An 18,076-nucleotide genomic window follows, 5' to 3' on the forward strand; every position below is an offset into this window, starting at 1 on the left:
CCGATACCTGAGGGGCCTGATCGTCGCTGAGCGACAAGGCATTAGCCTCAAAGGTATGGCGATTCGCAACTATGAGTTCGTGCCCGGTCCCCGGGGCGGGAAACTCAAAATCCATGCCCGAGGCAACACGATTCTCACGTTGCCCACCATCAACCGTGGCACAGCGTTCACCTGGCCGGAACGGCATGCCTTAGGTTTGACCGGACTGTTGCCGCCGGGGGTGGCTCCGTTGAGCGCTCAGGTGCGTCGCTGCTACGAGCAGTACAGCCAGCAGACCCGGGATGTCGCGAAATACGCCTACCTGGCGGCATTGCGGGATCGTAACGAAGTGCTGTTCTACCGCCTGCTGGCGGAGCATCTGGAGGAAATGCTCCCCATCGTCTATACCCCGACTATTGGGGAAGTCATCGAGCACTTCAGTCAGGGATATAGCCGTACGCGAGGTGTCTTCACCTCGGTGGATCACCCGCAGGAAATCGAGGATTCCTTACTGAACTACGGTTTGGAGCCGGATGAGTGCGATTTGATCGTGGTGACTGATTCCGAAGGCATCTTAGGGATTGGTGACCAGGGTATCGGTGGGGTGCAGATCTGCGTAGGAAAGCTCTCGGTGTATACCGCTGCGGCGGGGATTGATCCACGCCGTGTGATCCCGGTGGTGGTGGACGTGGGCACCGACAACATGGAGCTACTCAATGATGAGTTCTACCTGGGGGCTCGGCACAGCCGCCGTCGGGGAGAGAAGTACGACGCCTTCATTGAGGAGTTTGTGGCAACTGCGACGCGGTTGTTCCCGCATGCGTTGATTCACTGGGAGGATTTCGGCGCGGGGAATGCTCATCGTATTCTGGAAAAGTACCGTGACCGTTGTTGCACTTTCAATGATGATATTCAGGGCACTGCTGCAGTGGTCTTGGCGGCGGCGATTGCAGGGGTGCGGACTACCGGTAGTCGGATGAGGGATCACCGGGTCGTGGTGTTTGGCGCTGGAACTGCCGGTGTTGGTGTGGCGGACTTAATGCGTGACCGCATGATCCGGGAGGGATTGAGTGAGCAGGAGGCTTATCGACAGTTCTGGTGTCTGGGCTCTAAAGGCTTGATCACTGATGCCATCCCGGGGATTCGAGATTTTCAACGGCCATATGCTCGCCCGCACGAGGAAGTGGCGACCTGGGATCTCGATGACCCGGATCGAATCAGCCTGGCTGATGTGGTGCGTAATGTCCGGCCCACCATGCTGATCGGGACGTCGGCGCGGGCCGGGGCATTTACCGAAACGATAGTGCGAGACATGGCGGCGCATGTCGATCGACCAGTGATCATGCCGTTATCTAACCCGACCTCCCGAGCGGAGGCAGTCCCAGCTGATCTCATCGCCTGGACCGAGGGGCGCGCCTTGGTGGCGACGGGATCGCCGTTCGCTCCAGTGGAGTACGGCGGCCGGAGCTATCACATCGCTCAAGCCAATAATGCGCTGGTTTTTCCTGGGATCGGGCTGGGGGTGGTGATTAGTAAGGCGGCGCGGGTGTCGGACCGAATGATCACTGCGGCGGCGGAGGCGGTCGCAGAAATTGTCGATGTGGTGCCGCGTGGTAAGGCGCTACTGCCGTCGATCGCTCAGTTGCGGCGAGTATCTGGAACCGTGGCGATGCGTGTCGCTCAGACGGCGTACGCCGAGGGGCTTTCGGAGGTGGAGCTCACCGATCCGGTACAGCAGGTCTATGAAGCGATGTGGCGTCCGGAGTATCCGGAGATCGTCTTGCCCAGCAAGACACGGTCACGTCGCCGAGATGATACCGAAAGCGCACCTGTCCCTGACCGGAACGCTTCTCAGGAGAGCTGATGAGACCAACTATCGCGATGTTAAATGGCCCGAACCTGGGGCGGCTGGGACATCGGGAACCGGAACGGTACGGGACGGTCACCTTGGAGGAGGTGGAGGAACGGTGTCGTCAGGTGGCAGACCGCCACGGTGTGGATCTGTTCGCTTTTCATTCCAACCACGAAGGTGTCTTGATTGACACCATTGAGGCCTGGGCGCAAGCAGGCGTAGCAGGTGTGGTGGTTAACGCGGGTGCGCTCACCCATACGTCGATTGCGCTGCGGGATGCCTTGGCAGCCTCACAGATTCCATTCATAGAAGTCCACATCACCAATGTCTATGCTCGTGAGGATTTCCGGCATATTTCATATGTGTCTGATATCGCAGCCGGGATAATTGTTGGTTGTGGTGTTCTCGGGTATGAGCTGGCCGTGCAGGCACTCGTTGATCGGTTGGGTCCGTTCGAGGGGGACGACATGCGCGAAGCTCCTGAGCGATCCTGATCTAAACATGTTCTGGCCCGCCCCCTGGAGAGGGCGGGCCAGAACGTGACGGTGTGCCGGGATGACGGGCCGGTCAGACTGGGCTGGCAACCTTTTCCTGGACGGCGCGCAGGATGTCGTCGACGCGTTGTTTAGCGTCACCAAAAAGCATCGCGGTGTTCTCTTTAAAGAACAACGGGTTCTGTACGCCGGCATATCCGGTAGCCATGGAGCGTTTAAACACGATCACGTTGGCTGATTCCCAGACGCGCAGCACCGGCATCCCTGCGATGGGGGAGGCGGGGTCATCCAGCGCAGACGGGTTGACAGTGTCGTTCGCGCCGATGACGAGAACGACATCTGTCCCGGCAAGGTCATCGTTGATCTCGTCCATTTCTAGGACGATGTCGTAGGGGACTTTAGCTTCAGCGAGCAGGACGTTCATATGGCCGGGGAGACGGCCAGCGACCGGGTGAATGCCGAAGCGAACGTCGATGCCACGCTGTCGGAGCACTGACGTGATCTCCGCGACGGGGTACTGAGCCTGAGCGACCGCCATTCCGTAGCCCGGAGTGATGACGACTGATTTGGCGTCGAGGAGCAGTTCAGCCGTCCCTTCTGCGTCGATTTCTCGATGCTCACCATAGTCCTTGGCCTCGCCGACCACCCCGCCATCAGAGCCAAATCCACCGGCAATAACATTGATGAATGATCGTCCCATACCTTTGCACATGATGTAAGACAGGAAGGCGCCGGAGGATCCGACCAAAGCGCCAGTGATAATCAGTAGGTCATTGTTGAGCATGAACCCAGCGGCAGCAGCGGCCCACCCGGAGTAGCTGTTGAGCATGGATACGACGACGGGCATGTCGCCACCACCGATAGAGGCAACGAGGTGGAATCCTAGCGCCAGCGCAATGATGGTCATTCCGACAAGCAGGCCAATTCCAGGGCGTTTAATAAAGACTGCGGTGAGCACCAAAAATAGTCCGATTGCGCCGAGATTCAACCAGTTGTGGCCGGGCAGCATGAGCGGAGCAGACTTCATCTTCGCCGACAGTTTGAGGTAGGCCACGATGGATCCAGTGAAGGTGACGGCACCGATAAAGACCCCGATGAAGACCTCACCGCTGTGGATGGGGCCGAGAGATCCTGCAAGGTCAGCGACGTTATCGGCGATGCCACCGGCTTGTTCGATGCGATGTTCTGCGTCAAAGAAACTGTTGAAACCGACGAGGACGGCGGCGAGGCCAACAAAGCTGTGCAACAGGGCGATCAGCTCAGGCATCCCGGTCATTTCGACTTTGCGGGCTTTCCAGATGCCAATGGCGGCTCCGATGACCATGGCCAGCAGCAATAGCGCGAGGCCAGTCACTCCACTACCGGTGCGGTCATCGGCGGAGTTGGCGGCATCGATCCCCACGACGGCAGCGAGAATCGTAATGATCAGCGCCGCGCCCATGCCGAGGATACCGTTGCGGTTGCCGCCTTCGGCGGTTTCATGTTTGGACAGCCCCGCCAGGCTGAGAATGAAAAGCAGGCCCGCGATGATGTAAGAGCCTTGGATCAAAGTGAGTGACATGGTGAGGTCAGCCCTTCCGGAACATGCCGAGCATGCGTTGGGTCACGGTGAAGCCACCGAAAATATTGATGCTGGCCAAGAGAATTCCGACGAAGGCCAGGGCATGGACGTAGGTGGGGCTGCCTTCTCGTCCGACTTGAAGCAGGACACCGACGATGATGATGCCGGAGATCGCGTTGGTGACCGACATCAATGGGGTATGGAGTGCATGGTGGACATTGCCGATCACGTAATAGCCGATCACGACGGACAGCATGAACACCATGAAATGGCCCAAGAAAGGCTCGGGGGAGTAGGCGAATAACAGGAGCGCGAGCGCGCCAGTGCATCCCCAGATCGTCGCTTTCGCGCCGGCGCTCATGGGGCGAGGAGCTGGTTTCTCCGGTGGCGGAGCGGCGGGGACGGGTGCCTGTGGAGCAGCTGAGACCTGCACGGGAGGCGGCGGCCAGAGCAGTTCGCCGTCCTTCACGATAGTCATGCCCCGGACGACGACGTCGTCCAGGTCCAGGGCCAACTCGCCGTCTTTGCCTGGGGTGGCGAGTTTGAGGAAATTCACCATGTTCTGGCCGTACAGCTGGCTGGCCTGGGTGGGCAGTCGGCCGGCGAGGTCGGTGTATCCAATAATCGTCACCCCGTTGGCCGTGACGACCTTTTCACCAGCAACGCTGCCTTCGACGTTCCCGCCGGTGGCGGCCGCCATGTCGACGATGACGCTGCCCGCTTTCATGGTGGCCACCATCTCAGCGGTGAGTAGCCGGGGCGCGGGGCGCCCGGGGATGAGGGCTGTGGTGATGACAATATCGACGTCTTTGGCCTGTTCGGCGTACATCTGCGCTTGACGGCGCTGGTATTCCTCGCCCATCTCTTTGGCGTAGCCGTCGCTGCTGACCTCGGCGCTGGGGTCGTCGACTGTGACGAATTCGGCGCCCATCGATTCGACCTGTTCTGCGACCTCAGGTCGGACGTCGTTAGCGCGGACGATGGCGCCGAGACTTCCGGCTGCGCCAATCGCAGCGAGTCCGGCGACTCCGGCCCCGGCGACAAAGACCTTGGCTGGGGGGACCTTGCCAGCTGCGGTGACCTGGCCAGTGAAGAACCGACCGAATTCGTGGGCGGCTTCGACGACAGCTCGGTATCCAGCGATATTCGCCATGGAGGACAGGACGTCGAGGGCTTGGGCGCGGGAGATCCGGGGGACGGCGTCCATAGACAGCGCAGTGATATTGCGCGCGGCCAGCCGGTCGACCATGTCTTGATCCAGGCGCGGATTGAGCAGAGCGATCAAGGTGGCGCCATCACGCAGCAGGGCGAGTTCGTGATCATGAGGTGCGTTAACTTTCAGCACGATGTCGGCAGCCCAGGCGTCGAGTGCGGTGCCGATGGTGGCTCCCGCAGTCTCGAAGGCGTCGTCAGACAAGGACGCCCCGGTACCAGCCGTGGTCTCGACGACCACGTCGTAACCCAGTTTGAGAAGTTGACCGACGGTTTGTGGGGTGGCGGCCACGCGAGTCTCGCCCGCGTGTGTCTCCTTGGGTATGCCGATGAGCACGGCGGGTACTCCTTCGCAGTGAGGCGCAGGTGGTGAAGCGCCGTCAGGGGTGTTCAGTCCATGCGCAACATTACGACCGGTCTGACGCGCAAGTCCTGCGAAACGGGGGTTCACCCGGGTGGTACGACAACAGGCCGGTGGTGGGAGGTCGGATGGTGACCGGTTGGTGTGCCGCGGTGATGCCGACCCGAGGGGGATGAGGTCGGCCACGGGGAGGAGTAAAAGTGCTGGTGAGAGTGGCCGTAAGGGTGTCGGTGGCGTGCCGATTTCGCGTTGCCCCGTCTCAGCTTGTACAGTAGGCGGGCACGCCAAGCCCGGTAGGGATGGCGGGCCCCGATAGCTCAGTCGGCAGAGCGTCTCCATGGTAAGGAGAAGGTCTAGGGTTCGATTCCCTATCGGGGCTCTGGTTCACAGTGCCCCCGTCGATATCATCGACGGGGGCACTGGACTCCAGGCGGGGTAGCTCAGGTGGTCAGAGCACACGACTCATAATCGTGGTGTCGCGGGTTCAAGTCCCGCCCTCGCTACGGACGCGATGTCAGAGATTCTTCTGCATCGCGTATTCTGTTGTGTCGACGCGTCTCGCTGCAGGTGGCGCGACACTGAATGCACACCGATCCGAAAGTCAGGTAGTCCCGTGGCCAGCAAGACCACCGACGTTCGTCCGAAGATCACGCTCGCCTGCGTGGACTGCAAGGACCGCAACTACATCACCAAGAAGAACCGTCGGAACGACCCCGACCGCTTGGAGATGAACAAGTTCTGCCCGAAGTGCTCAAAGCACACGGCGCACCGCGAGACCCGCTGATGATTCAGTTCTGAGTTTCACGCCACGAGGGCGGCCCTACATCGGGCCGCCCTCGTGGCGTTTTTTGCGCTGAATGACAAGCTCAGCTACTGCTTTCTCTCAGCTCAACGGCTTGGTAGGGAGCTGTATACGGCTCTGGCCTAGGGTGGGATCCATGTCTGTTAACACCGACTACGAGGGGCGCGTCTATCCGCCGTCTCCACCGTTTCAGGTCGGACGGGAAGCGATCCGTGACTTCGCCGAGGCGGTCGGGGCCTCGTCGGTGCTACATCGGGATCTATTGGCAGCGAGAGCTGCGGGTCACGCCGATCTTGTGGCGCCACCGACGTTCACCGTGGCCGTGGCTCAACGATGTGAAGCACAGTTTGTCCAAGACCCTGAGGCCGGGATTGATTTCAGCAGGGTGGTCCATGCCGAGGAGCAGTTCCACCTGGAGCGTCCGGTGGTGGCCGGTGATGACATCACCGCGGTGCTCACGGTGGAACGGATTCGCGGGGTTGGCGGCAACGTATTAGTGACGACCCGAGTCGATATGTGGAGCGAGCCCACGTGTCAGGACAAAGTGGGGACGGTGCGTTCGACGCTCTTGGTCCGGGGGGAGGACAGATGAGCGACAAAGCCTCTTCTCCGGGGGGCACGGATGATGCACGCCCGGTCGTCGGCACTCGGATTGGTGAGCTCCGAGTGTCAGTTGATCGAAAACGGCTGGTCGCCTATGCCGCAGCAGGCGGAGACCGCAACCGGATTCACTGGGACGAGGCGTATGCCATCGACGCAGGACTGCCTGGAGTGATCGCACACGGGATGTGGACGATGGGGGCAGCGGTGGAGCTGGTGTCGCAGTGGGTTGGTGACCCGTGCGCAGTCATTGACTATCGCACCAAATTTTCCGCGCCAGTTGTCGTTCCTGCTCGCGAGGCAGTTGAGGTGTGCACTGAGGGTCATATCTCACGTGTCGATGTGGCTGCGAACGGGGAACTCCGGGTGGTTGTGGATCTGACAGTGACCTGTGCAGGGCACAAGGTGCTCACCCGGGCACAGGCAGTGGTGTCATGGAAGGAGCCGGTCGGTGCGTGAACTTAGGGACGAGTCGTTGTCGTCATGGACCACGATGGGGGTTGGTGGACCGGCGCGGCGTGTGGTGGTAGCGGAAAACACCGATGAGCTCGTCGACGCGATCCGGGAAGTTGACGACGCGGATGAACCTTTGTTGGTCCTCTCCGGCGGATCCAACCTGATGATCGGAGATGAAGGCTTCGCCGGGACCGTGGTGCGAGTGGCCTCAAGCGGAATCCGGGTCGAATCGGCGGATCGGTGTGGCGGAGTCGTCGTCAGGGTAGCAGCGGGGGAATGCTGGGATACCTTCGTCCGTGATGCAGTTGCCGAGGGTTGGGCTGGGGTGGAATGCCTTTCGGGGATCCCAGGCTTGGTGGGGGCGACTCCGGTTCAAAACGTTGGCGCGTATGGTCAGGACGTCTCACAGACCATCTGGGATGTGCGAGTGTGGGACCGGGAAGATCAGTGTGTGCGGACCATCGCCAACGCTGATTGTGCCTTTACCTATCGACACAGTCGATTCAAGGGCAGCAGTCGGTACGTTGTTCTTGACGTGTCGTTTCAGTTGGACCTCGCAGATCTGAGCCGACCGGTGGCCTATGCCGATTTGGCGCGCGGATTGGATTGCGCTCCAGGAGAGCGAGTTCCGTTGAGCATGGCGCGTGAAGCGGTGCTAGATCAGCGGCGTCGGCGCGGCATGGTGGTCGATCGAGACGATCACGACACCTGGAGTTGCGGCTCTTTCTTCACCAACCCCGTCCTATCGGTTGCACAGTTCGAGGCGTTATCTCAGCGGGTTGCCGAGCGTCTTGGTGATCAGGGCGGGACACCGCCGCGATTTGAGTCGGATGGTGCGGTCAAGACGAGTGCGGCGTGGCTGATCGAACGCGCCGGCTTCGGGAAAGGGTATGGATTGCCCGGCGCAGCTTCGTTGTCCACCAAACATGTGCTGGCATTGACCAACCGGGGTGGTGCGTCGTGCGCAGACCTGATCGCGTTGGCCAGAGAGATCCGTGACGGAGTATTCGACGCCTTCGGGGTGCTGCTCGTGAACGAGCCAGTGCTCGTGGGTGTTCAGCTGTGATGTAAACGGCGCCTGTCTCAACGGTCGTGGAGCACGCCGGGTCCGAGCGCGGCTGGGCTGTGAAGCCAGCTGTCGATGTCATTGATGAGGGCCCGCCGGGTCCCGTCGGGAGCGCGAGAGGCTTCGACTGATTCCCTGGCAAGCCGCGCTAGCTGATCGTCGTTCAGCTGGTGTACCTCTCGTGCGAGGTGGTATTGGGAGTTGAGGCGACCCCCGAAGAGCAACGGGTCGTCGGCGCCCAATGCGACACGCACGCCGGCATCCATGACGGTACGCAGGGGGACATCAGTCGATTCCTCAAATACGCCGAGCGCAACATTGCTTTGAGGGCAGACTTCTAAGGCGACGTTCTGTTCGGCGAGCCGCTCCAGGAGACGGGGGTCCTCCACTGATCTGATCCCGTGCCCAAGTCGGGCGGGACTGAGCAGATCGAGGGTTCGGTGTACTGCTTCTGCGCCCATCAGCTCACCGCCATGCGGAACGCTGGCCAATCCAGCATTCCTGGCGATACGGAACGCAGCAGCGAAATCGCCGGTGTCCCCACGGCGTTCATCATTAGACAGTCCAAAGCCGACGACGCTTCCACTGTCCTGGCCGGCGTATCGCGCAGCGAGGCGTGCCAGGGTCCGCGCTTCGAGGGGGTGCCTCATCCGGCTGGCCGCCACGATGATCCCGACGCCAATGCGGTGTGAGTGCGCCGCCAACCGGGCTTCGTCGAGCACGATTTCCAGTGCTGGGGTCAGCCCACCGACGTAGGGGGCATAGCTGGTGGGGTCAATTTGGAGTTCGAGCCAGCAGGATCCTTCATCGGCATCGTCCTGGACTGCTTCCCGCAAGACGCGGCGCATATCGCTCTCGTCGCGAATGCAGTGGCGCGCGGCGTCGTACAACCGCTGGAAGCGGAACCAACCGCGGGTCTGAGCTGAGGAAGTGAGTTGCGGTGGCCATTCCTGGCGTAGAGCGTGCGGCAGCCGTATGCCATGTCGATCGGCGAGGTCGGCGAGGGTGGAGATGCGTAGTGATCCGGTGAAATGGAGATGGAGGTGTGCCTTCGGCAGGGTGTCCAGCTGGCGGAACCCGGGGTGCGTCACAGGATGATGCGCGGATGACATGGGCTCCGACGGAGGCATGACAGCACGGTAAATGCTGGTGACCTGCTTCGACAATGCGGCATGCGATCAGGACTGGGGAGGTCGGCGACGTGGAGGATTCTGTTGTGTCTCTGAGTGGTTCGACGTGCAGATGGAGTGCAGTGGGGGGTGTCGGTTGGCGAGAGAGGCGTTTCCTCACGTATGCTCTTGATCTGGACGCACGCGCAGGTCTTGATCGGCATGCCCGCCGGTTCATGCTTCTAGGTGAGCTTAGGAGCGCGAAGATCGTGCAGGCGTCCGTAGGGCAGTGGCTCAATTGGCAGAGCACCGGTCTCCAAAACCGGCGGTTGGGGGTTCGAGTCCCTCCTGCCCTGCGATGTGCAGGCATATGGCGCGTCCGTTGGACGCGCCATATGCCACGCGGATGGTAACAGGACACGAGCACACGCCGGCGGCGCCACAGCATGACTTAGGCTGTGGCGCCGATCAGCGTAGGAGATGAGGAATGGTGGCCGACGACCGCACTGGTGCCACGCAGCGCTCAGCCGATGCTGCTCCCATGCGGCGTGCTAGCCCGGCCAAGACAGCTCGGCCAGGGCTTTTTGCCCGGTTGGCCCGTTTCCTGCGTCAGATTGTGGACGAACTCCGCAAAGTTGTTCGGCCCACTCGCCCCGAGTGGATGACCTACACCACAGTGGTCATTGCCTTCGTGGTCACCATCATGGTGTTTGTCTTCGCCTTGGACTCAGCCTTCACAAGGCTGGTGTTCTGGGTGTTCGCTGGTTAGTGCTTCGTCTCTTTCCCGCATCGCCACAACTTCTCCGATCCACCGATCGGCGCCGTACCAGAACATCGCAAAAGGAAGGTCATCGACGTGTCTGAGCAGTGGACGCCCGGTTCCGCGGACGACCAGGCCGACCCGGTCGTCGTGGAAGAGGCAGCGGAGACGCCCGCCGAGGCCATGACCGATGTGGAGCAGACGGCTCCGGCGGCCGACGACGAGCAGGTCGTGCTGGACGATGCCGAGGCTGCCGACATTGAAGCTGACCCTGCTGAGGAGCTTCGCCGCCTACTGCGGACCCAGCCTGGTGACTGGTATGTCATCCACAGTTACGCCGGGTATGAAAACCGGGTAAAGGCCAACCTCGAGCAGCGAGCCCAATCCTTGAATATGGAGGATTACATCTTCCAGGCTGAAGTGCCCATGGAGCAGGTCACTGAGATCAAGAACGGTCAGAAGAAGCTGGTCCGGCGGGTCCGCATGCCTGGGTATGTCCTGGTTCGTATGGACCTCACCGATGAGAGCTGGGGCACGGTTCGCCACACCCCCGGTGTCACCGGCTTTGTGGGTAACGCCTATTCGCCAGTTCCGCTGAGCTTGGATGAAGTATTTTCCATGCTTGCTCCGTCTTTGGAGGCGGAGGAATCGCAGGCTGTCGCCAAACCTGCACCCAAGGTGGCCGAATCTGCAGCTGCGGTGGACTTTGAGATCGGTGAATCTGTCACCGTCATGGAGGGCCCCTTTGAGACAATGCCTGCGACTATCTCCGAGATCATTCCTGAGACGTCCAAGCTGAAGGTGCTCGTGTCGATCTTCGGTCGGGAAACCCCGGTCGAGCTGTCGTTCAATCAGGTTGCCAAGATCTGATCGCTGCGGCAGTCCATCCCCGCGAGGGGAATCATGCAACCAGGTCATCGCCCATGGCGTAGGCCTACACCGAGAGAAGGAAGCGCATGCCTCCCAAGAAGAAGGTCTCCGGCTACATCAAGCTTCAGATCCAGGCTGGTCAGGCCACTCCGGCTCCGCCGGTGGGCCCGGCGTTGGGTCAGCACGGTGTCAACATCATGGAGTTCGTCAAGGCCTACAACGCCGCGACGGAGTCCCAGCGCGGCAACGTTATCCCGGTTGAGATCACGGTCTATGAAGACCGCTCCTTCACCTTCGTCACCAAAACACCGCCAGCTGCTGAGATGATCAAGAAGGCTGCTGGCGTTGCCAAGGGTTCCAGCGAACCTCACAAGACGAAGGTCGCCACCCTGACACAGGACCAGGTTCGGGAGATCGCCACTCAGAAGTTGGCCGACCTGAATGCGAATGACATCGAGCAGGCGATGAAGATCATCGCTGGGACCGCACGGTCGATGGGCGTCAACGTCCAGTGACGTCCCTGGGGACGTCAGTCCTCCAGAGTTTCTGTGGTGGGGCTGATCTAGTGAGAAGGGTCAGCCCCATCTCAGTCAGTGGCAGGGTCAAGCGCTGGCCCGCACCACGAACTCCACAGGTAGCCACGTGGCAACCTATTTCAGCGAATTCAAGGAGTAGAGATGAAGCGCAGCAAGGCCTACCGGGCATCTGCCGAGAAGATTTCAACTGACCGGCTGTACGCCCCTCTCCAGGCGGTGCGCCTGGCTAAGGAGACCAGCACCACCAAGTACGACTCCACCGTCGAGGTTGCTCTGCGGTTGGGTGTTGACCCTCGCAAAGCGGATCAGATGGTCCGCGGAACGGTCAACCTTCCTCATGGCACAGGTAAGACCGCCCGAGTCCTGGTGTTTGCTACCGGTGCCAACGCTCAGGCGGCTACCGAAGCTGGTGCTGATCACGTCGGTTCCGACGAGCTGATCCAGAAAATTCAAGGTGGATGGCTGGACTTCGACGCTGTTGTCGCCACTCCTGATCTGATGGGTAAAGTCGGGCGTCTTGGTAAGGTCCTCGGCCCTCGTGGACTCATGCCGAACCCGAAGACCGGAACGGTGACGATGGATGTCGCTAAAGCTGTGACTGACATCAAGGGCGGAAAGATCGAGTTCCGCGTCGACAAGCACTCGAACCTGCACTTCATCATCGGGAAGGCATCGTTCACTGAACAAGCCCTGGTGGAAAACTACGCGGCCGCGATGGACGAAGTGATGCGTCTCAAGCCGTCGGCATCGAAGGGCCGCTATATCACCAAAGCCACCATGGCCACCACTATGGGCCCTGGCATCCCGCTGGACCACAGCAAGACTCGTAACCTGATGGACGAGGATGGCGCTTCAGCCTGATCTCCCATCTGGGTTCGATGAGGGGTGGTGACGCCTTCCGGTGTCACCACCCCTCATCTGCATCTCTGGAATGCGCTGGCATCGTCAGCAGTGGTGATATCTGGCGCTCGGCATCTCCGGTGGACCTCATGGCCCACCGAGGGGATCTGGTCTGATCGGATTTGTCTGTCCGGAATTTGGCAGATAGGATTATTGCGACCCATGACCGCCGGATGTTGTCACCTCACTCTTCGGAGCAGGTGCAACCTAAGGCCCCTTGCGGGGCGTCCAGCGCAGGCCGCGAAGCAATGTCATTTCCACCATGAGTGAAAAATGATGTCAGGCTCCCGTGCCCTGTGCCGGGAGCCTTAATGTTTTTCGGGGCCTCTGGGTGCCGGCACACCAGGAGAAGGAGGCCCAATGGCAACGCCGCAGAAGCAGGCAGCCATCGCCGAGCTCACGGACAAGTTCCGCGAGTCCGGTGCGGCCGTTCTCACGGAGTACCGCGGTCTGACCGTGGCGCAGCTCAAGGAGCTGCGGAACTCGCTGCGTGCGAACGGGACGTACTCCGTGGTGAAGAACACGCTCACGGACATCGCGGCGAAGGAGGCTGGAGTTAAGGCCTTCGAGGGCCAGCTGTCCGGCCCCTCGGCGATTGCCTTCATCACCGGCGACCCGGTGGAGGCTGCTAAGAGCCTGCGTGACTTCGCCAAGGCGCACCCTCTTCTCGTGATCAAGGGCGGCTACCTCGAAGGAAAGTCGCTCTCGGCCGAGGAGATCACCAAGCTCGCGGACCTCGAGTCGCGCGAGGTGCTGCTGGCCAAGCTGGCCGGCGCTATGAAGGCGTCGATCAGCCAGGCTGCCTACCTGTTCGCCGCACCGTTGTCGAAGGCCGCTCGTACGGTCGACGCGTTGCGCGCGAAGGTCGAGTCGGAGGGCCCGTCGGGGGCTGCCGGTTCACAGGAGGAGCAGGACACCACGGCCGATGCGGCAGCAGAGGCCACGGCAGACGTCGCCGAGGGTGGCGACGCGAGCTGACTCCTGACAGGAGCAGCTCATTACCAACACCAGCCACTCACGGCACAAGCTAAGGAAGGAAGCCATCATGGCCAAGCTCAGCACCGAAGAGCTCCTTGACGCATTCAAGGAGATGACCCTCATCGAGCTTTCCGAGTTCGTGAAGGCGTTCGAGGAGACCTTCGACGTTACCGCCGCCGCGCCGATGGCGATGGCAATGGCCCCCGCCGGTGGTGCCGACGATGGTGCCGCTGCGGAGGACGAGAAGGACGAGTTCGATGTCGTCCTCATGGCGGCCGGCGACAAGAAGATCCAGGTCATCAAGGAGGTCCGTGCGCTGACCAGCCTCGGGCTGAAGGAAGCCAAGGACCTGGTTGACGGCGCCCCCAAGCCCGTCCTGGAGAAGGTTGACAAGGACTCCGCGGAGAAGGCCAAGGCTGCCCTCGAAGGCGCCGGCGCCACCGTCGAGCTCAAGTGATCTGTGCCCCGTGAGGGGTGATTACGCTCTGGCGGGCCGAAGTCTGGCTGCTAGATAGCATTGGAGAATGGGTCCGCTCCCTTGGGAGCGGACCCATTCTCCATGTCTGCCTTGACGTACAGCCAGGAGGCAGGCATCCTCGTGTCCTCGGGCGAGTGTCCGCATCATTGCTGTATCAGCGGTACATCGCCGTCTGGCGCCCTGTGAAGTTCTGGCATGGTGCGTGATGAGCCCTGTCCTAGGATTGGACTACGCTAGTCAAAGTGGGTATGCTGTCGCTTTGCGCTGCCCTTCTTTCTTATGGTCTGCGAAGACATCGTCATCGCCGATGCGTAGTGGTCCTGGAGCTGCGGTTCCTAGGACGCCGAAGCTGGGTGATGGATGACTCCAGGTCGACGACGGGCGGTGCGATGAAACCGCCGATCGTGACATAGGCCCGTGGAAGGACCCTCCTTGGCTGCCTCGCGCATTGCGAACCAGAAGTTGTCCCCCGCACTTACGGCTTCCGGCCGGGTGTCGTTCGCCAAGATTCGTGAGCCGCTGGAGGTTCCGGACCTCCTGGCACTGCAAACCGAGAGCTTTGACTGGCTTCTTGGCAATGAGCGTTGGCAGGCGCGCGTGGAAGAGGCCTTGGAGGCCGGACGCCACGACGTGCCCGAACGTTCAGGCCTCGAGGAGATCTTTGAGGAGATCTCACCCATCGAGGACTTCGCGGGATCGATGTCGCTCTCGTTCCGTGACCACCGCTTCGAAGAGCAGAAGTACTCCATCGAAGAGTGCAAAGAGCGCGATATGACATATAGCGCCCCACTCTTCGTGACTGCGGAGTTCATGAACAACAACACTGGTGAAATCAAGAGCCAGACCGTGTTCATGGGTGACTTCCCATTGATGACAGACCGCGGCACCTTTGTGATTAACGGTACGGAACGTGTCGTGGTCAGTCAGCTGGTGCGTAGCCCGGGTGTGTACTTCGAGCGGACCCCCGACAAGACCTCTGACAAGGACATCTACACGGCCAAAGTCATTCCCAGCCGTGGTGCCTGGTTAGAGTTTGAGATCGACAAGCGCGACATGGTTGGCGTGCGAGTGGATCGCAAGCGTAAGCAGTCAGTCACAGTGCTCCTCAAGGCTCTGGGGTGGAGTGACGCGAAAATCCTCGAGGAGTTCGGGGAATACGAGTCCATGCGGGCGACCCTGGAAAAAGACCACACTGCTGGCCAGGATGAAGCTCTGCTTGATATCTACCGGAAGTTGCGCCCAGGCGAGCCGCCGACCAAGGAGGCTGCTCAAGCGCTGCTTGACAATTTGTACTTCAACCCGAAGCGGTACGACCTCGCTAAGGTTGGCCGTTACAAGCTGAGCAAGAAGCTGGGCATCGAGACCGACCTTTCCGCCTCCACCCTCACAGTGGACGACGTTGTCGCGACGATCCGTTATCTGGTGTCGCTGCACGCCGGAGAGACCAGCTTCAAAGGTGTACGTCACGGCGAAGAAGCAGACATTCGAGTCGAAGTCGACGACATCGACCACTTCGGAAACCGCCGCCTGCGTAACGTCGGCGAGCTCATCCAGAATCAAGTACGCACTGGCCTCTCCCGTATGGAGCGGGTGGTCCGGGAACGGATGACGACGCAGGACGTCGAAGCCATCACACCTCAGACTTTGATCAATATCCGGCCGGTGGTGGCCTCCATCAAGGAGTTCTTCGGCACCAGCCAGTTGTCCCAGTTCATGGACCAGAACAACCCACTCGCAGGTTTGACGCACAAACGTCGTCTGTCCGCGCTGGGCCCGGGCGGTTTGTCCCGTGACCGAGCTGGCATGGAAGTGCGAGACGTTCATCACAGCCACTACGGCCGCATGTGTCCGATTGAGACTCCTGAGGGTCCTAACATCGGTCTGATCGGTTCATTGGCGTCCTACGGTCGAATCAACCCGTTCGGATTCATCGAAACGCCCTACCGGCGAGTCGATGCTGGACAGGTCAGCGATGAAGTTCACTACCTCTCAGCTGACGAGGAAGACGAATTCGTCATCGCCCAGGCCAACGCCCCGCTGACCTCAGATGGGCATTTCGCTGAGGAGCGCGTTCTGGTCCGCACCAAGGGCGGTGAAGCGATCGACGTCCCTGGGGACGAGGTCGATTACATGGATGTCTCAGCGCGCCAGATGGTGTCCGCGGCGACGGCGCTGATCCCCTTCCTCGAGCACGATGACGCCAACCGAGCGCTCATGGGTGCCAACATGCAGCGGCAGGCGGTCCCGCTGGTGCGCAGCGAAGCCCCCCTCGTCGGTACCGGCATGGAGTTTCGGGCTGCTCTGGACTCCGGTGATGTAGTCCGGGCAAAGCAGGGCTGCGTGGTGGAGTCCGTTGCCGCAGACATGGTGACAGTGGCCAACGATGACGGCTCCCATCAGACGTACCGGATTGCCAAGTTCCAGAGGTCCAACCAAGGCACCAGCTACAACCAGCGCGTTGTGGTCGACGAAGGACAGCGCTTGGAAGCCGGCGCGGTCATCGCCGACGGACCGGCCACTGACGGCGGCGAGATGAGCCTGGGCCGTAATCTCCTAGTGGCTTTTATGCCGTGGGAGGGTCTGAACTACGAAGATGCCATCATCCTGTCCCAACGCTTGGTCCAGGACGACGTCTTGTCGTCGATTCACATCGAAGAGCACGAAATCGATGCACGAGACACCAAGCTCGGCCCAGAGGAGATTACTCGGGATATCCCGAATGTCTCTGAGGAGGTCCTTGCTGACTTAGACGAGCGCGGCATCATCCGTATCGGCGCTGAGGTTCGCGACGGTGACCTGTTGGTCGGCAAGGTAACCCCAAAGGGTGAGACCGAGCTGACCCCAGAGGAGCGACTGCTCCGCGCAATCTTCGGGGAAAAGGCCCGTGAAGTCCGGGACACCTCCCTGAAGGTTCCACACGGTGAGACTGGCACGGTCATCCATGTCAAGGTGTTCGACCGTGAGGAGGGTGACGAGCTTCCTCCAGGCGTCAACCAGCTGGTGCGTGTGTACGTCGCAAACCGACGCAAGATCACTGACGGTGACAAACTTGCTGGTCGTCACGGCAACAAGGGTGTTATCTCGAAAATTGTCCCGGTGGAAGACATGCCCTTCCTCCTGGACGGCACCCCAGTTGATGTCATCCTGAACCCGCTCGGTGTTCCTGGCCGTATGAATATTGGCCAGGTGTTGGAAATTCATCTCGGGTGGGCTGCGAGCCGCGGGTGGAAAATTGAAGGCACACCAGAATGGGCACGCAACATGCCTGAAGAGGTCCGCGAGGTCGGGCCACGGACGCGTGTTGCCTCGCCGGTGTTCGACGGTGCACGGGAAGAAGAAATTACTGGTCTTCTCGACTCAACCCATCCCACGCGTGACGGTGTCCGTTTGATTGGAGCCTCCGGCAAGGCGCAGCTATTTGACGGCCGTTCCGGGGAGCCATTCCCAGCTCCGATTTCAGTCGGATACATGTACATCTTGAAACTTCACCACTTGGTCGACGATAAGATCCATGCGCGGAGCACAGGTCCTTACTCGATGATCACGCAGCAGCCGTTGGGTGGTAAAGCCCAGTTCGGTGGACAGCGCTTCGGTGAAATGGAGGTGTGGGCCCTGGAGGCCTACGGCGCCGCTTACGCTCTCCAGGAACTCCTGACGATTAAATCGGATGATGTCACTGGACGCGTGAAGGTCTACGAGGCCATCGTTAAAGGCGAGAACATCCCTGAGCCAGGAATTCCTGAATCATTCAAGGTTCTGATCAAGGAAATGCAGAGTCTCTGCCTCAATGTTGAGGTTCTTTCCTCGGATGGTTCCCAGATAGATCTCAGGGAGTCGGATCAGGAAGTCTTCCGTGCTGCGGAAGAACTGGGAATCGACCTGTCTCGTCGCGAGCCGAGCACCGTCGAAGAGGTCTAGGACTACTTCAGCCACACGTCTCGCCCGTCTCGGCCAGGTGTACCTGGCCGAGACGGTGAACGGGGGAGGAGCCCGATGTCTCAGATCATCAACTGTCCTCCCCTCACGCCCCTGACATGCTATGTCGGCTTCAGCGGGCATCTT

The 18,076-nt window shown here is 60.6% G+C and carries 16 protein-coding genes and 3 tRNA genes; 16 read left to right on the forward strand and 3 right to left on the reverse strand.

Annotated elements, in window-relative coordinates; genetic code table 11:
• Window positions 1-55: 55 nt before the first annotated feature.
• Entirely contained in the window at window positions 56-1,843 is a 1,788-nt protein-coding gene (locus tag KEM60_RS09180; protein WP_219107217.1) for an NAD-dependent malic enzyme, read from the forward strand.
• Window positions 1,843-2,325, forward strand: coding sequence for a type II 3-dehydroquinate dehydratase (gene aroQ / locus KEM60_RS09185; RefSeq protein WP_219107218.1), 483 nt, complete (start codon window positions 1,843-1,845; stop codon window positions 2,323-2,325). Before KEM60_RS09180 ends, aroQ begins: the two co-directional genes overlap by 1 nt.
• Before the next feature lie 73 nt (window positions 2,326-2,398).
• On the opposite strand, the gene pntB is transcribed toward aroQ, so the two are convergent.
• Together pntB and KEM60_RS09195 are read right to left on the reverse strand one after the other, a co-directional pair.
• On the reverse strand, window positions 2,399-3,886 hold the full coding sequence (gene pntB / locus KEM60_RS09190) for a Re/Si-specific NAD(P)(+) transhydrogenase subunit beta (RefSeq protein ID WP_219107219.1): 1,488 nt from the start codon (window positions 3,884-3,886) through the stop codon (window positions 2,399-2,401).
• Between the two features lie 7 nt (window positions 3,887-3,893).
• Window positions 3,894-5,435 (reverse strand): Re/Si-specific NAD(P)(+) transhydrogenase subunit alpha, encoded by a 1,542-nt coding sequence (locus tag KEM60_RS09195; protein WP_219107220.1) that lies wholly within the window; start codon window positions 5,433-5,435, stop codon window positions 3,894-3,896.
• A gap of 330 nt (window positions 5,436-5,765) precedes the next feature.
• On the opposite strand from KEM60_RS09195, the gene KEM60_RS09200 reads away from it, so the two are divergent.
• The 6 genes from KEM60_RS09200 (at window position 5,766) to KEM60_RS09225 (ending at window position 8,383) form a co-directional block, all read left to right on the forward strand.
• Window positions 5,766-5,838 (forward strand) — tRNA-Thr (locus KEM60_RS09200).
• A gap of 50 nt (window positions 5,839-5,888) precedes the next feature.
• Window positions 5,889-5,962, forward strand: a tRNA-Met gene (locus KEM60_RS09205).
• A gap of 110 nt (window positions 5,963-6,072) precedes the next feature.
• Window positions 6,073-6,243: a 50S ribosomal protein L33 gene (gene rpmG / locus KEM60_RS16550; RefSeq protein WP_255574424.1), complete on the forward strand. Its 171-nt coding sequence runs from the start codon at window positions 6,073-6,075 to the stop codon at window positions 6,241-6,243.
• A 154-nt stretch (window positions 6,244-6,397) separates the two neighbouring features.
• On the forward strand, window positions 6,398-6,853 hold the full coding sequence (locus tag KEM60_RS09215; RefSeq protein ID WP_219107222.1) for a MaoC family dehydratase N-terminal domain-containing protein: 456 nt from the start codon (window positions 6,398-6,400) through the stop codon (window positions 6,851-6,853).
• On the forward strand, window positions 6,850-7,320 hold the full coding sequence (locus KEM60_RS09220) for a MaoC/PaaZ C-terminal domain-containing protein (protein WP_219107223.1): 471 nt from the start codon (window positions 6,850-6,852) through the stop codon (window positions 7,318-7,320). Before KEM60_RS09215 ends, KEM60_RS09220 begins: the two co-directional genes overlap by 4 nt.
• Window positions 7,313-8,383 carry a UDP-N-acetylmuramate dehydrogenase gene (locus tag KEM60_RS09225; protein ID WP_219107224.1) on the forward strand — a complete coding sequence of 357 codons (1,071 nt, stop codon included), beginning with the start codon at window positions 7,313-7,315 and terminating at the stop codon, window positions 8,381-8,383. Before KEM60_RS09220 ends, KEM60_RS09225 begins: the two co-directional genes overlap by 8 nt.
• A 17-nt stretch (window positions 8,384-8,400) precedes the next feature.
• On the opposite strand, the gene KEM60_RS09230 is transcribed toward KEM60_RS09225, so the two are convergent.
• Window positions 8,401-9,513: an adenosine deaminase gene (locus KEM60_RS09230; RefSeq protein ID WP_370626342.1), complete on the reverse strand. Its 1,113-nt coding sequence runs from the start codon at window positions 9,511-9,513 to the stop codon at window positions 8,401-8,403.
• A 262-nt stretch (window positions 9,514-9,775) separates the two neighbouring features.
• On the opposite strand from KEM60_RS09230, the gene KEM60_RS09235 reads away from it, so the two are divergent.
• The 8 genes from KEM60_RS09235 to rpoB all read left to right on the forward strand — a co-directional run bounded on the left by KEM60_RS09235 (window position 9,776) and on the right by rpoB (window position 17,932).
• Window positions 9,776-9,848, forward strand: a tRNA-Trp gene (locus KEM60_RS09235).
• A 131-nt stretch (window positions 9,849-9,979) separates the two neighbouring features.
• On the forward strand, window positions 9,980-10,261 hold the full coding sequence (secE, locus tag KEM60_RS09240) for a preprotein translocase subunit SecE (RefSeq protein ID WP_255574425.1): 282 nt from the start codon (window positions 9,980-9,982) through the stop codon (window positions 10,259-10,261).
• Window positions 10,262-10,348: 87 nt separating this feature from the next.
• The gene (gene nusG / locus KEM60_RS09245; RefSeq protein ID WP_219107225.1) at window positions 10,349-11,122 is read left to right on the forward strand and encodes a transcription termination/antitermination protein NusG; all 774 of its coding nucleotides are present in this window, start codon (window positions 10,349-10,351) and stop codon (window positions 11,120-11,122) included.
• 86 nt (window positions 11,123-11,208) lie between these two features.
• Window positions 11,209-11,637 carry a 50S ribosomal protein L11 gene (gene rplK / locus KEM60_RS09250; protein WP_219107226.1) on the forward strand — a complete coding sequence of 143 codons (429 nt, stop codon included), beginning with the start codon at window positions 11,209-11,211 and terminating at the stop codon, window positions 11,635-11,637.
• 162 nt (window positions 11,638-11,799) lie between these two features.
• Window positions 11,800-12,519, forward strand: a complete 720-nt coding sequence (gene rplA / locus KEM60_RS09255; RefSeq protein ID WP_219107227.1) for a 50S ribosomal protein L1 — start codon at window positions 11,800-11,802, stop codon at window positions 12,517-12,519.
• 399 nt (window positions 12,520-12,918) lie between these two features.
• The gene (rplJ, locus tag KEM60_RS09260; protein WP_219107228.1) at window positions 12,919-13,536 is read left to right on the forward strand and encodes a 50S ribosomal protein L10; all 618 of its coding nucleotides are present in this window, start codon (window positions 12,919-12,921) and stop codon (window positions 13,534-13,536) included.
• Window positions 13,537-13,603: 67 nt separating this feature from the next.
• Window positions 13,604-13,993, forward strand: coding sequence for a 50S ribosomal protein L7/L12 (gene rplL / locus KEM60_RS09265; RefSeq protein WP_219107229.1), 390 nt, complete (start codon window positions 13,604-13,606; stop codon window positions 13,991-13,993).
• Between the two features lie 453 nt (window positions 13,994-14,446).
• Entirely contained in the window at window positions 14,447-17,932 is a 3,486-nt protein-coding gene (gene rpoB / locus KEM60_RS09270; RefSeq protein WP_219107230.1) for a DNA-directed RNA polymerase subunit beta, read from the forward strand.
• Window positions 17,933-18,076: the final 144 nt, after the last annotated feature.

Origin of the sequence: Austwickia sp. TVS 96-490-7B (genome assembly GCF_019331795.1) — a bacterium.
Lineage (GTDB): Bacteria > Actinomycetota > Actinomycetes > Actinomycetales > Dermatophilaceae > Austwickia.

Bases quoted from the DNA above. Each gene is read 5' to 3' on its own strand.
- pntB (WP_219107219.1), bottom strand. From the start codon at position 3,886: ATGTCACTCACTTTGATCCAAGGCTCTTACATCATCGCGGGCCTGCTT.
- rplK (WP_219107226.1), top strand. From the start codon at position 11,209: ATGCCTCCCAAGAAGAAGGTCTCCGGCTACATCAAGCTTCAGATCCAG.
- KEM60_RS09215 (WP_219107222.1), top strand. From the start codon at position 6,398: ATGTCTGTTAACACCGACTACGAGGGGCGCGTCTATCCGCCGTCTCCA.
- rplL (WP_219107229.1), top strand. From the start codon at position 13,604: ATGGCCAAGCTCAGCACCGAAGAGCTCCTTGACGCATTCAAGGAGATG.
- aroQ (WP_219107218.1), top strand. From the start codon at position 1,843: ATGAGACCAACTATCGCGATGTTAAATGGCCCGAACCTGGGGCGGCTG.
- KEM60_RS09180 (WP_219107217.1), top strand. From the start codon at position 56: ATGGCGATTCGCAACTATGAGTTCGTGCCCGGTCCCCGGGGCGGGAAA.
- rplA (WP_219107227.1), top strand. From the start codon at position 11,800: ATGAAGCGCAGCAAGGCCTACCGGGCATCTGCCGAGAAGATTTCAACT.
- KEM60_RS09230 (WP_370626342.1), bottom strand. From the start codon at position 9,513: ATGCCTCCGTCGGAGCCCATGTCATCCGCGCATCATCCTGTGACGCAC.
- KEM60_RS09220 (WP_219107223.1), top strand. From the start codon at position 6,850: ATGAGCGACAAAGCCTCTTCTCCGGGGGGCACGGATGATGCACGCCCG.
- secE (WP_255574425.1), top strand. From the start codon at position 9,980: ATGGTGGCCGACGACCGCACTGGTGCCACGCAGCGCTCAGCCGATGCT.
- rplJ (WP_219107228.1), top strand. From the start codon at position 12,919: ATGGCAACGCCGCAGAAGCAGGCAGCCATCGCCGAGCTCACGGACAAG.